Origin of the sequence: Thermotomaculum hydrothermale, assembly GCF_016592575.1 — a bacterium.
GTDB classification, from domain to species: Bacteria; Acidobacteriota; Holophagae; order Thermotomaculales; family Thermotomaculaceae; genus Thermotomaculum; species Thermotomaculum hydrothermale.
The window spans coordinates 2,053,854-2,068,169 of record NZ_AP017470.1 but is presented as its reverse complement, the minus strand read 5'-3'; the positions used below and the strand labels follow the sequence as shown (position 1 = coordinate 2,068,169).

At 32.7% G+C, this 14,316-nt stretch carries 16 protein-coding genes; all 16 read left to right on the top strand.

The window, feature by feature from the left end; genetic code table 11:
* Positions 1–8: 8 nt before the first annotated feature.
* The 16 genes from TTHT_RS09625 to TTHT_RS09550 all read left to right on the top strand — a co-directional run bounded on the left by TTHT_RS09625 (position 9) and on the right by TTHT_RS09550 (position 14,188).
* Positions 9–1,946 (top strand): RHS repeat-associated core domain-containing protein, encoded by a 1,938-nt coding sequence (locus TTHT_RS09625; RefSeq protein WP_201327765.1) that lies wholly within the window; start codon positions 9–11, stop codon positions 1,944–1,946.
* Complete coding sequence (locus TTHT_RS09620) at positions 1,930–2,496, top strand: hypothetical protein (protein ID WP_201327764.1); 567 nt, start codon at positions 1,930–1,932, stop codon at positions 2,494–2,496. Before TTHT_RS09625 ends, TTHT_RS09620 begins: the two co-directional genes overlap by 17 nt.
* 139 nt (positions 2,497–2,635) lie before the next feature.
* On the top strand, positions 2,636–2,848 hold the full coding sequence (locus TTHT_RS09615) for a hypothetical protein (RefSeq protein WP_201327763.1): 213 nt from the start codon (positions 2,636–2,638) through the stop codon (positions 2,846–2,848).
* Positions 2,849–2,909: 61 nt separating this feature from the next.
* Entirely contained in the window at positions 2,910–3,431 is a 522-nt protein-coding gene (locus TTHT_RS09610) for a hypothetical protein (RefSeq protein ID WP_201327762.1), read from the top strand.
* A 118-nt stretch (positions 3,432–3,549) separates the two neighbouring features.
* Complete coding sequence (locus TTHT_RS09605) at positions 3,550–3,903, top strand: hypothetical protein (RefSeq protein ID WP_201327761.1); 354 nt, start codon at positions 3,550–3,552, stop codon at positions 3,901–3,903.
* 239 nt (positions 3,904–4,142) lie between these two features.
* A complete protein-coding gene (locus TTHT_RS09600; RefSeq protein WP_201327760.1) occupies positions 4,143–4,865 on the top strand; it encodes a hypothetical protein in 723 nt (240 codons plus the stop codon).
* Positions 4,862–5,851, top strand: a complete 990-nt coding sequence (locus tag TTHT_RS09595; protein ID WP_201327759.1) for a hypothetical protein — start codon at positions 4,862–4,864, stop codon at positions 5,849–5,851. Before TTHT_RS09600 ends, TTHT_RS09595 begins: the two co-directional genes overlap by 4 nt.
* A 167-nt stretch (positions 5,852–6,018) precedes the next feature.
* Complete coding sequence (locus TTHT_RS09590; protein ID WP_201327758.1) at positions 6,019–7,161, top strand: RHS repeat domain-containing protein; 1,143 nt, start codon at positions 6,019–6,021, stop codon at positions 7,159–7,161.
* A 9-nt stretch (positions 7,162–7,170) separates the two neighbouring features.
* Positions 7,171–7,677, top strand: a complete 507-nt coding sequence (locus TTHT_RS09585; protein WP_201327757.1) for a hypothetical protein — start codon at positions 7,171–7,173, stop codon at positions 7,675–7,677.
* 82 nt (positions 7,678–7,759) lie between these two features.
* Positions 7,760–8,869 (top strand): RHS repeat-associated core domain-containing protein, encoded by a 1,110-nt coding sequence (locus TTHT_RS09580; protein WP_201327756.1) that lies wholly within the window; start codon positions 7,760–7,762, stop codon positions 8,867–8,869.
* Positions 8,870–8,880: 11 nt separating this feature from the next.
* Positions 8,881–9,102 (top strand): hypothetical protein, encoded by a 222-nt coding sequence (locus TTHT_RS09575; protein ID WP_201327755.1) that lies wholly within the window; start codon positions 8,881–8,883, stop codon positions 9,100–9,102.
* Between the two features lie 77 nt (positions 9,103–9,179).
* Complete coding sequence (locus tag TTHT_RS09570) at positions 9,180–10,130, top strand: RHS repeat domain-containing protein (protein WP_201327754.1); 951 nt, start codon at positions 9,180–9,182, stop codon at positions 10,128–10,130.
* Positions 10,131–10,151: 21 nt separating this feature from the next.
* On the top strand, positions 10,152–10,895 hold the full coding sequence (locus TTHT_RS09565) for an ankyrin repeat domain-containing protein (RefSeq protein ID WP_201327753.1): 744 nt from the start codon (positions 10,152–10,154) through the stop codon (positions 10,893–10,895).
* Positions 10,896–10,976: 81 nt separating this feature from the next.
* Positions 10,977–12,839, top strand: coding sequence for an RHS repeat domain-containing protein (locus TTHT_RS09560; RefSeq protein ID WP_201327752.1), 1,863 nt, complete (start codon positions 10,977–10,979; stop codon positions 12,837–12,839).
* Between the two features lie 27 nt (positions 12,840–12,866).
* Positions 12,867–13,574, top strand: a complete 708-nt coding sequence (locus TTHT_RS09555) for a hypothetical protein (protein ID WP_201327751.1) — start codon at positions 12,867–12,869, stop codon at positions 13,572–13,574.
* 8 nt (positions 13,575–13,582) lie between these two features.
* Positions 13,583–14,188 (top strand): hypothetical protein, encoded by a 606-nt coding sequence (locus TTHT_RS09550; RefSeq protein WP_201327750.1) that lies wholly within the window; start codon positions 13,583–13,585, stop codon positions 14,186–14,188.
* Positions 14,189–14,316: the final 128 nt, after the last annotated feature.

Sequence of the window (14,316 nt, the reverse complement as noted above, 5' to 3'; positions counted from 1 at the left end):
TACTCAGGATGAAAGTAACCCCTGAAACAAACTTCAAACTCCACCCACAAAACCTGTACAAAGCAACCTACCTCCCATCATCATCAACACATACAACACTCTCAATCACACTTCCAAAACTAAACTATCTAATCAAAACCCAGGATGATACAAACATCTTAAAATACCAGAATTTAAAACTCCTCTTAATCCCTGAAAATGCAGACATATCAAAAGACGATGACCCACAAACAATTAGTCCTAGCAAAATACAAGATTGTCTTGAATCTCAAAACCCTAACCAAAATCCAATATGCTACCTATCAACCACAAGCTTCACACCAGAACTCTTTGACCCCCAGGAATTAGAATGCCATCTGATAACTTTCAATCAAAACATACCAACAGGCACATACAAGGCAGTAATCCTACAACCAGAAGATAACACCTACAAACTCTTTGAAATGCTACCAGACAGAGCAGATCTACTTCCAAAAATTACAATCACAAGCCATTACACAACCCCCCAAACCACAATCACCCCCTCAACAATCAACACAGCAACCATGAAACTTGACACATTGCAAAAAGGCAAAATAACCATTACAATAAACTCAGACCACTTCACGGGGAAAACATTCAGTTTAGCAGACGGAAAAAACAAACTAAGAAGATGGATAGAAATAATGAAAGGAAATGAAATAATACTTCCTAAAACAGAAATTACAACAACCTATGACGAAAACAACCAGAAAATAACCGAAGTAAAAGAAGACTACGAAAACAACAAAATAACAATAACCATCCCTGAATACTACCTGTTTGGCTACACAGAAAAACCACAACAGATGCCACAGAACCTCACACAAAACACAAGTTATACAATACAAGTCTATACAACACACTATGCATCAACAGACACAACACACAAACAAATAAATCTAATCAACATGCCATTTAATCTAACCTTCTATCACCAGGACCACCTTAGCACAACAAGATACATAACAAACGATTCAGGAGAAATCCTGCACACAACAGACACCCTTGCCTACGGAGAAGAACTCACAGCACCTTACGAAAACAACAAAGACGAAGTGTTAAACACAATAACCTACACAGGCCACGAAAAAGACTACGAAACAGATTTAACATATATGCTCGCAAGGTATTACTCATCCGAGACAGGCCGCTTCCTCTCCCCCGACCCCGGCTACGACTACGACCAATTAGACCCCATGAGTTGGAACCTGTACGCGTATGTCCGCGGGAATCCGGTAAAAAAAATAGACCCCACAGGAAAAAATGAATGGAACTATGCTATGCATTTCTTCTATAGCTCATGTAAAAATGAAAAAGAAATGATTAAAGCACACGAAGCCATTCATAAAGGACTTGGGAAAGGACTCAAATATACGGCAATGACAGCAACAATAGTAGCTGCTCCTGAGGCCATTCCCGAAATAACAGCAGGAACTTCTTTTGCAACTTCTGCAACAACAGTAATAATAAGTGAAGCTACATCTGCAGCAAGTGCAGCGTTAGATGCCGCAAGTGAAGGGAAATCGGGAGTTGAAGTAGCCAAAGCTGCAGTAGAAGGAGCAGCATTGGGAGCCGTAACTTCAGTTATTGATACCTCAAATCCACTAAAAGCAGCAGCTTTTGGAGCTGCTGTTGAAGGAGGTAAAACTTTTAAAAATACTAAAGATATTAATCAAGCAGCAGAATCTGCAATTGAAGGAGGATTTACATACGGAGTTGCAGGATTGTACACTTTGCCTGCAGCCGGTTTAGCACTTCCAGCTGGAGAAAAAGCTGCTGAAGCGACAGCACAAAATGGGACAAATATTATGCTTGGTATATTTGGTGCTATAAACTATGATATCGCAAAAAAAGAGAAAGAATCTGCAAGCTCTGAGGTAGAAAGAAAAAAAGAACAAGAGGAAAAAAATGAACAAAAACCATAATAAAGAAAAGCAATATCCAAAAGTTTACAAAATTAGCAAATTAAAATCTCTCCTATGCTATATAGTAAGGTTTCAGTTTTACCTAACAATGATGATGATAGCTATGGAATTACTGAAAACAAAAAACCATACTTGGGAAAGCTTGAAATGGACATTAACAGTAATTCTTTTTGTAAATCCTTTTTTAGCACTTTTTTTGGCACTTGTATCTTATTGGAGGGTATTTCTTTTACCTCAAGAGGTAATAGTTTACTCAGACAGAGTGGTATTTAAATGGAAGCATAAAGAAAAATTTTACATGTACCACGAAATAAAAGAGGTTTTGTCATCAGGAGGTGTAAATATTAATGCATATTTCCCTGTTATTTTGGCATTTTATCTTAAAAACGGCAAAGTATTTGAGCTATCAAGATGTAACTGGAATTACGAGGAGTTACTGGATGACCTTGAAAAAAACGGAGTAAAGGTAACAAGAGTAAGACGAAGACAATTAACGAAAGAGGAAAGAAAAAAATACTGGATAAACACGAAAGATAGGGATAAATACTAACTCCCCGCAGGCCTTCATAGGCCTGCTTTTTTGTTTGTTGAGATTTTGCTGAATTGATACAATAAACTCAGACCACTTCACAGGGAAAACATTCAGTTCAGCGGACGGAAAAAACAAACTAAGAAGATGGATAGAAATAATGAAAGGAAATGAAATAATACTTCCTAAAACAGAAATTACAACAACCTATGACGAAAACAACCAGAAAATAACCGAAGTAAAAGAAGACTACGAAAACAACAAAATCAGCATAACCATACCTGAATACTACCTCTTTGGCTACACAGAAAAGCCAGGGGAAATACTCCAAATTATATATACATTTTATATAGAACAGAGGTTGGTGATTTAAATAAAGTGGATACCAAAATACGCTCTAATTTAAATAAATTAATATGGTAGGATGGTTTAATATGAACAAAGAAAAGATTATTTTAAAAGTTCATGAAAACACAAAATGTTCTTTGATAGATGATTGGATAAAAATCTCAATTTTTATTGTGTTGTTTTTTCTTGTTAATTATGGTTTGTTTAAACTTTATGTTAACTTACAACACTCATGGTTTGGAAATTCTTTCCCCGGGGTAAAAGGATTGTTAATTTTTAGTTTTTTCCCGATAATTTTTAACATACTCATTTTCTTTATTTATTTTGCTTTCCCCTCAAATATGATTTTTTATGAGACATTTTTTGAAATTTGTTATTTATTCAGAAAAAAAAGGATAGATTTTAAAGAAATTAAAGAGGTAAAAATTAAAAATTCAATCTCTGGCAGTGATTTTGAATTTTATTACTATACTTATTCAGGCAAAAAAGGGTTTGGGGCTTATTATTTTTCTATTGATGAAGATCTAAAAGGAAAAGGGGCTAATTATGTAATTCAAAAACTTAAAAAGATTTTTGAGGAAAAAGGAATACCTGTTGTTGAAAAATAACAATTATCAGCAAATTATACACCCTGCCTTTTTTGTGCGGTCTGATTTGATAAAATCTTTAGGGAAAAGTAAGAGATATCTTAAGAAAGAAAACTGGTAAAAAAGAAGAGGATCTCTAATGTATCTGGTGATAATATTAATTTTGTTTTTCTTTTTATTTTTAAGAATTACTATTCCAATAAAAGAAGAAAAACTCAATAAAGTTGAGTATGTTGAACTAGCCGGGGGTTGGATTGGCTTTTGGTGTCTTTCAATTCCCCTTGTAAAACTTGTTTTTTTAGAGGATAGATTGGTTATTATTGCTATAAAAAAATATGTATTAGATTATAAAGAAATTGATACTTTAAAAGATTTTATGTTTAAGGGAATTAAAATAAAACATCACAATAACAATTTGCCTTCAAGAATAATTATATGGCCTAATGAAAAAGAAAAAATTTACAAAATCTTAAAAACAAAAATCAATGTTTAAAAATTTGTTTCTTAAAAATCCCCCAGGCTACACAATCTGCTTTTTTTTGTTTGTTGAGATTTCGCTGAATTGGTACAATTAAAAGCCAGATACATCACAGGAAAAGCAATGGATTGGCAGATAAAAAGAAAATAACAAGAAATGGATAACAATAATAAAGGAATAGTAAATGATATATTTAAAGAAAAACCTAATAAATCATTAGATAAACCAAAAATAAAGGAATGGTGGGATAATCTATGAGGAAGGTAATTATAATCTTTCTTCTGCTAATAAGTGTCTTAGCATATTCAAAGACAAACCAAATCCATAAAAGTAACCAAATACAAATGACATTTGATTTTAAAGGCAGTGGAAACACAATCCCAATGGATATATTTAATCAGACTTTGTTAATAAAGGTTAAAAACATTAGCAATAAATCAATTTTAATTTTAGGTGCGTACTTTTACTTTTATGATACCTGTGGGGAAAACGATCCGAACGAAACTCTCTATCTTTATTTAAAAAAAGGAGATGATAGGTTTTTTAAACTTGACCATTTTGTACATTTTGACTACTTAAGCACCACAAGAACGAGGCTTAGACCGGATGCATGGAATATTTACCAACTAAGTATGAAGTACATTTCATTCCCCCAAAAATATGTTTATGAAGGCTGGATTGAGAACCTGTGTTTTTCTAAAAGTTTGCCAATAAATTTTTACTATCTTTTAAAACCGGGCAAATACATTTTAAAGGTTGTACTTGATACTCCAGATGTAAAAGGGGAAGGTTATTTTTCTTTTATTGTCAAAGACCCTGGCTTTTGGCAAAAGATTTTCATCTTCGTTAAATACAATAAATATTGCCTGCTTGTGCTGTTAATTGAACTCATTGGCATAATAATAGTGCTTTTTATTTTGAAAAAATTGCTAAAACCTATTTTCAAGGCAATAAGGAAGATAAGAGAGGTTTCATGAAAAGGTTAAGTTTAGTTATTTTGCTTCTTCTTAGTTTATTAAATCAATCATTCACCTATATTGAAATATCCCCGATAAGCAAAACAAAGGGATATTATGCAGGAGTGCTTGAATTGACTTATTGGGGAGGATTTTTCCCCATAGAAGCAATTTGTTATTTTAAAAACAGACAGTTTAATGCCTTTTTTTCAAGGGCAAATCCTTTTGTATTAGATTACTCCTTCTCCAATCCTAAAGAAGAAGTCAGATTAAGAAAAAGCGGAGATACCCTTTGTTTTTTTGTTATTGTTAAGGGAGAATTAATTAAACCTTACTCTAAATTATCTTTTAAAGAATTAGTGATTGATAAAGTACTATATTCTAAATCGTTAAGTTATGACACATTTAAATGTTTAATGGAACAGCAATTTCCAGATGAAAAAGTAAATTTTTTCAGACAGCATCCATTAGAGATTTTAAAGATATGCCATAACAAAACAAATCCACATTTGAATTCAGAGCCTTCAAAGAAAACAATGCTAATAGACTATAAAGGGATTATTAACAAAATTGCAGATTTGAATCAAAAAGCATCAGAAACAAAAGTATTATGCGGTATATTGGTAAAAAATAACCACTTGTTTTTGCCTTTTGAGGAATTGTTCTCAAAAAGATATGACACAAAATGCGTGGAAGATTTAAAGAATTGTGGATTTAAATATGTTTGGACAAGTAGAAACCACCAAAAATTAATTAAACTTTTAGAAAAGACTTCTGCAAAATACTATTTTATAATAGTTAGAGCAAACTCAATAAAAAATGGTAAGACAAATTCAATAAAAATTGACATAAGACACTTTATTTACTTTTCCCAGATTGACTCATATACCTTAAAAGAATTTCTCAAAACAAAACTATCTGCCAAAGAAATTAATTTTATGTTAAAAAACTCTGAACAATTGGTTAGGTTTATAGAAAAAATAAGAGAAAAGAATAAGTTAAAATGACTTTTTTTAAAACTATTTATTAGTGTTAAACTTCCGCAGGCCATTCAGCCTGCTTTTTTATTTTGTATGGATTTTTTTAAATTGATACAATAAACTCAGACCACTTCACAGGGAAAACATTCAGCTCAAAAGACGCAAAAAACAAAGTAAGAAGATGGATAGAAATAATGAAAGGAAATCAAACAGTATTAACCAAAACAGAAATCACAACAACCTATGATGAAAACAACCAGAAAATAACTGAAGTAAAAGAAGACTACGAAAACAACAAAATAACAATCACCATCCCCGAATACTACCTCTTTGGCTACACAGAAAAGCCAGGGGAAATGCCCCAAAACCTCACGCAAAACACAAGTTACACAATAAAAGTCTATACAACACACTATGCATCAATAGAAACAACACACAAACAAGTTAAACTAATCAACATGCCATTTAACCTAACCTTCTACCACCAAGACCACTTAGGCACAACAAGATACATAACAAACGATTCAGGGGAAATCCTGCACACTACAGACACATTGGCTTATGGAGAAGAACTCACAGCACCCTTTGAAAACGACAAAGACGAAGTACTAAATACCATAACCTACACGGGCCACGAAAAAAACTACGAAACCGATTTAACTTATATGCTTGCAAGGTATTACTCCGGTCAGCAGGGGATATTCTTAAGCCCTGATAAGTTTGACCTATTGGGAAAAATAAATTCACTTTCTGCAAACACAAATGACCCTGAAAAACTCAAACAACTTGAAAATTTACTCGCAAATCCACTTTACTGGAACAAATATACATACTGCCTTGACAATCCTGTAAACAGAGTAGATAAGGATGGAAAGTTTAGTGTGGTTTTTATAGTAGCAGTAGCAGTAGGTGCAGGGGTGGGAATATATTATCTTGAAAAATGGATGGATTCAACGTTAACTCAAGCTAAAAAAGAAAGATACAAGCAAAAATATTTAATGGATTCTGGTCATCTAAGAGCAGCAATAAAAAACTACTATTCGTTTAATAAATCTGTTTATAGATCTTTACCTGATGTAGTAAAAAAGGTTGTACCAATGATTTTTTCAGCAATTCCTCAACTTCCTTCAGGAGATTGGGAAGTGATAAAGATAATGAACAAAATAGGTAAGAATAAAATAAAAAATATCGCAATTAAGACTGCGTTAGAAGAGGCTATAGATCATGATTTAAAAAAAATAGAAAGACAATTACAAGATCCAAATTTGTCTCAAAAAGAAAAAGAAAAGTTAATTCACATTCAAAAGCGTTTAAAATTAATCAAAGAAAGTCTTTAAGGAGATTTTATGGGAAACAAAACAAAAAAAGAAAAAACTTACAAACAAGAATATAGAATATGCATGATAGTATTGTATTTTCTTATTCTATTGTTTTTCTCATTACCTATTCTGAAAGTGTTTCAGCCGAAAAAAATTATTCTAACAGGCAAGGGAAATAAAAAATATGTGTTTTCAATTCCGTCCTCTTGGTGTTATTGGAAATTAACAGATGATTATTTTATGTTATTTGATATATGGTCTAAAGAGAATGTATTAAACATTTCTCCTCAAAATTCAAAGCAAAACATAAAAGAAAAATTGATTGATAGCTGTATACAGAAAAGAGCTTGTATTATTTTAAGAAATATTAATCATTTCAATGTAATGGAGATAAAGTTCAACGGAGAATACTTTGATGATAGTGAAATTATGTATTATGTAGAAGAGTTAAACTGCATTTTACATTATTCAGGTGATCTTTCAAAAAAAGAAGAGAGACTACACAAATTTTTTTCTTGCGTTAAGTTAAAATAAACCCTCGCAGGCCTTATGGCCTGCTTTTTTTGTGCAGTGGGATTTGATAGAATTTTTGAAAAAAAGAACAAGGATTTAGAAATTGAATAAAAAACAAAGTTCAGGTTTAGAAATGGAAAGCTTTAATACAAACTCACAGTTTTTTTCTGTTTTATCCAACAATTTCTTTTTATTCAAATCTAACACACTGAATTTAAACCACAACACATTAACCCTTACCCCAAACCTCCCCAAAACCCAGAACCTTTTAACCCAAAACCCGTTATTTTACACCTTAACCTACGGCGAAGAACTAACTGCACCATACGAAAACAACAAAAACGAAGTCTTAAACACCATAACCTACACCGGCCACGAAAAAGACTACGAAACAGACCTTACATATATGCTTGCACGCTACTACTCATCCCAAACAGGTCGCTTCCTCTCCCCTGACCCCGGCTACGACTACGACCAATTAGACCCAATGTCCTGGAACCTGTACGCATATGTGAGGGGGAATCCGATTAACCACTTTGACCCAACAGGTTTAGAATTATCAACCGAAGAAAAGAAAAGGTTAGAAGAATTATATAAACAAGGCGAGTTTAAAGAACTTGACAAGGAAATTCGTTCAATTCTTCAGGACAGAATGGACAAATACAATGAATGGAACGCAGAATATAGTGGACAGGAGGATTTTAATTCAACGGTAATAGATTTAAAGGTAAATGGTTATTTAAAACATGTTGATTGGAGCAAAGTAGATACCTCAATAAAAAAATTAATGATAGGACCTTTAGCGAAGAAAACAATAAATCCACCTGCTAATTATGGTAAAACTAGAGAAGGATCTGAAACAGGTGAACGAGTATGTAACAATATGCAGACCTATGTTGCTACACCATTGATTTTTATTCCAGGCATGTCATATGTGGGAGCAGGCGTGAATTTTGTAGCGGGATATGCAAAGATTAACTTTGCAGAAACAAAAGTGAAATTAGACCCAACAGAAAAAAATAAGAAGAATTTAGAAATGACAAGAGTTCAGTTAGGGGTGGGTATTTTCTTGTTTGCTGGAACACATGCTTCTGCTCTATCTTTGCCCCCGAGTGGTGCAAAAATTTACACAAAAACTGTAGATGTTTTAACTACTATATTGGATACAGCTTTTGGTATTGGAGAAGAACAAACTCAAGATAATGGGAAATAACAGGAGATTTTATGGACGTTGGAATGTTTGTTTTAAGGACTGCTTTTTTGGTAGCGGCACTATATTATTGTTATGATCTATTTTTCAGAGATATTTATTTAAAAAAGACAAAAGAATTTTTTATTTTTACCAGAGGTGGATTGGGATTAGAAATAAAAAATAATTTTCTCAGATGGCTATTGAAATTTTTAATATTACTCATGTTTATCTGGTTAACAATTAATACACCTTAATCCGCAGGCCATTTGGCCTGCTTTTTTTGTGTAGTGTAATTTGATAGAATTTTGTAAAAAAGAATAAGGATTAGGGATTGAACAGAGATAAAAAATTAAAATCAAAATTAAACGACTCTGGAGAAATCTTACACACCACAGACACCCTTGCTTATGGAGAAGAACTAACAGCCCCTTACGAAAACAACAAAGACGAAGTACTAAACGCCATAACCTACACCGGCCACGAAAAAGACTACGAAACAGATTTAACCTACATGCTTGCAAGATACTACTCATCCCAAACAGGCCGTTTCCTCTCCCCCGACCCCGGCTATGACTACGACCAATTAGACCCAATGAGTTGGAATCTGTACTCCTATGTAAGGGGGAATCCCATAACCCACCTTGATCCGACAGGAAAATGGGATGAAAAGAAAAGAGAAGAAATGAGAAGGAAATATATGGCAAATCCTGAAAAATATAAATCATTGATTGAAAAATTAAAAAAAGAAGCAGAAAAAATTGATTCATCAGGGGATGAAAAAAAAGCAAAAGAATTTGTAAAAAAATTGGATAAAAATGGATTGGAGGTTTTTTTCGAGGATAAAAATGAAATTGTACGCTTAGGGAAAGTAACTAATAATGGCGAAAGTGCTTTATTTTCAGTAACCAAGCGATATAATGTTGCCCAAAGTATGCAAACTCATTATAAAGCAATGAATTCTTTGTCTAAATTTTTTGGTTTTTTTAGCCGTGTTCCAATAGCAGGTTCTGTTTTTAATTTCCTATCTAACTGGTTTGGACTAAATGGGCTAAAAAAATCGGACAGTAATGTTGGAGCAAAATCAATGATGTATATTATAGAAATGGGAATGACATTTGCACCAAGTCCTGGTGAAAAAATGACCGATAGTTGCGAAGGATGGGGAACAGGCACACTTGGAGCGCTGGAAAGAAAGATAACATCTGAAAAAATAGATAATGCAATAACTACTCCTATAGAATTGATAATAAATGACAAGTTGTCTAAAGGAAGTGATAATTAAAAAAATACAAAGGAGTTGTTTATGAAAAAAAGATTTTTTAAAAGATTTTTCCAGGTATTATTGATTTTAATTTTAACATTTACAATGGGATGTCATCTCCCAAACAACAAAGAAACAGCAAAAGAATTTATAAATGCATGCAAAGCCAATAACATATCAGAAATAAAACTAATGCTTGCAATGGGAGTTGACCCTGATATAACAGATGATGGATTAACAGGTCTAATGGTTGCTGCGTATAATGGTTACATTGAATTAACCCAATTGCTTTTAAAGAAAGGGGCAAATGTAAATAAAAAATATTATGGGACAATGTTAGCTGGATTGGAAGGACAAACAGCCTTATACTTTGCAATAAGTGGTTACGCTTATTATAAAAAACATGACAAACAGAAGGCAAAACGAATAGAAAAAATTGCTCTCCTTTTAGTAGATAAAGGTATAGATATAAACTCTAAAACAGAGGATAGGAGTAATTATTTAATGCAAGCAAGCTGGGCAGGAATGGAATCTTTGATTAAGAAACTTATTGAAAAAGGAATTGATGTGAATTATACATCACCAGATGGATTTACTGCATTGATGACAGCATCTCTTTTTGGAAGATATAATGTTGTAAAACTCTTACTTGAACATGGAGCAAACCCGAACTTGAAGGTTAAAAAGGGAGAATATAAAGGTTACACAGCCTTGAAATTAGCAGAAAAGAAAGGTTACAAAGACATAGTAAAACTCCTTAAGCAATACGGAGCAAAAGAGGAATAATCTCCCCGCAGACCTTCATAGGCCTGCTTTTTTTCTTTAACTTCCGCAACTGAAATCGCAACTCCAGAAGCCATACTCAGGATGAAAGTAACCCCTGAAACAAACTTCAAACTCCACCCACAAAACCTATACAAAGCAACCTACCTCCCATCATCACTAAACACAAGAACAACACTCTCAATCACCCTTCCAAAACTAAACTATTTAATCAAACAACAAGACGGCACAAACACCTTAAAATACAAAAACCTGAAACTCCTCTTAATCCCCGAAAATAAAAACATATCAAAAGACGACGACCCTCAAACAATCAATCCTGACAAAATACAAAACTGCCTTAACTCAGATAACTGCTACCTATCAACCACAACCTTCACGCCTGACCTCTTTGACCCTCAAAAATTAGAATGCCATCTGATAACCTTCAATCAAAACATACCAACAGGCACATACAAAGCAGTAATCTTACAACCAGAAAATAACACCTACAAACTCTTTGAAATGCTACCAGACAAAACAAACCTCCTTCCAACACTAACAATCACATCCACCTACACAACCCCACAAACCACAATCACCCCCTCAACAATCAACACAGCAACCATGAAACTTGACACATTGCAAAAAGGCAAAATAACCATTACAATAAACTCAGACCACTTCACAGGGAAAACATTAGAAAGCGGAGACAACCAACCGAAACTAAGAAGATGGATTGAAATAATGAAAGGAAACGAAATAATACTTCCTAAAACAGAAATCACAACAACCTATGACGAAAACAACCAAATCATTACAAAAGTAAAAGAAGACTACGAAAACAACAAAATAACGATCACCATCCCAGAATACTACCTATTTGGCTACACGGAAAAACCACAACAGATGCCAGAAAACCTCACACAAAACACAAGTTACACAATAAAAGTCTACACAACACACTATGCATCAACAGACACAACACACAAACAAGTTAAATTAATCAACATGCCATTTAACCTAACCTTCTACCATCAAGACCACCTTGGCACAACAAGATACATAACAAACGATTCAGGGGAAATCCTGCATACCACAGACACCCTTGCCTACGGCGAAGAACTCACAGCACCCTACGAAAACAACAAAGACGAAGTACTAAACACCATAACCTACACCGGCCACGAAAAAGACTACGAAACTGATTTAACTTATATGCTTGCAAGATACTACTCATCCCAGACAGGCCGTTTCCTCTCCCCTGATCCCGGCTACGACTACGACCAATTAGACCCAATGAGTTGGAACCTGTACGCATATGTCAGAGGGAATCCGATGAATTTTGATGACCCCAGCGGAATGGTTGTAAATATAAAAGGATTAACTGACGAAGAACAACAAAAGTTAATCTCTGAATTAAAAAAAATAACAGGTTACAAAGAAATCAATGTGGATAAGAACGGCAATTTACAAATAGGTAAAGACGGAGATTACGATGGAGGCAGTGCAAAAGCAAGGAAAGACTTGAAAACATTTATTGATGATAAAACACAATATGAAGTTGTCGATTCTTCACGAATGCCCAAAATTAGTTTAGATTCCGGTGAAAAGGTAATGCTTGGCAGAGCGTCAAAGCAACTAAACAGAATTGCAATTGATTTTAGTGATTTCCCCAAGCTCCACTATGGCGGAATGAGTGAAAGAGATAAATTAACCAATAGCATTGGAATGGTTTTTTTTCATGAAATGTATCATAAAGTATTTGGAACCATTGATGAACCAGCTTTGAAAAAATTTCCTAATAGAGCAACTTCAATGCAAATGTGCAATGAAATAAGAAAACAATTAAACATTCCCCGAAGAGTAATTTATCAAGCATTACCTGTAGAGAAAGGAAGTCCATATCGTGTATTAGTTTTTGATAGAGGGGTTATTTATTTTAATGAAAAAGAGTTAAAAAATTGATTTTTGTTTTTTAGATTGGAGATGTATATGAAAGTAATCAAAAATCTTTTATTTGTGTTCCTAACAATATTTTTTCAATATAACCTATACTCTGCAGTTAATCCCAATTACCACTCTGAATTTGTTCGCTCTTATGATTTGTGTATTGCATATTTTCTAAAAATAAAGGATGTTAAGAGAGTTTACTTTGAAAAAAAAGTAATGATGGAGTTTAAGTATTACACTCTAAAAGATTTTTTAGATTTTCTCTCAAAAAAGCAATCTCCAAATTTTCAAGAAATAAACTTTTACAATTTTTTTAACAAATTTTTTTATGTTGACAGGCAGTATAACAAAGATGTTTCTTTGATGAGAAATCAATTATTAAATTTTGATTATGAACAATTAGAAAAATCCCATTCTCCCAAATTGGTTTTTTGCGTTAATGCTGAAAAATTTTTGAATGCAATTGAAAGAAAACAAAGTAAATTTCCTGTATTTGTTCCAGGGATTTTAAGTTATTTAGTAGTTAAACCCTTAACCCCTATTCAACTAAAAAAAGATTGTTTTTTGCTCTCATTTGTGGTTGTTGACATTCCAGTGCACAAAACAAGAAATGGAAGTTTTTATTTAGAGTATTCTGAAGTATCTCATTCAAATGCATACAAAAGCATTTATATATTTAAAATAACCTTTGCTAAAGGAGATGGAGAAATAGTACAAATCTGGAAATTTACAGATGCTGTTTACGATTAGGAGGTAAAATGAAAAAGTTAATTCTATTTTTTGTAATAACAGGTTCCTTAAACCTATTTGCACAAAATTATTTTTTTAATAAAGCATTAAAACAATGTTTGTTGAGATTAGCAAAGCAAACAAATTCAGATTATTTAATAATAAAAAAAGAGGTTAATAAATCAATCCCTTATTATAAAATGCCAGCATTTTTAAAAAGTGTAAGAAGCAACGATAAAAAGAAGATTTACTGGCATGGACTCTTAACAAATTATGAAAAAGGAGAAATAAATTTATGTAAAAAATGCTTTATTGATTTAAAAGATAAAGGATTGAAGATTAGCATAATTAAAGATAGCTTTGATAGTTTTGAAGAGAAATTCAATTCAGAATATTGTTTAAACCCTAACTTGACAGTAAAAAAAGGGGATACAGTATTAGAAATTGAATTTATTAGACCTGTTGAAATAGAACGAGGTGTTTTCTTGATAATACTTCATGTAAATAGAACACACCTTTTCAGGCAAAACAACAATATAGTTGGGATAAATCTATTAAAATCCAGTAAAAACAATTTCTACTTTGTGTGTGTTTCCCAAAGTAGAAACATTTTGTCATCAAAAATAATTGAATAAGAGTTAATGATGGATAATCCGATAAATAAATGTATTGCATATTTTTTATTAAGTATTTTTTTATTTTTTTTAGGGTTAATATTTTACAAAAGTGATAAAAGTGAAAAAAAACTTTCCTTGAATGACAA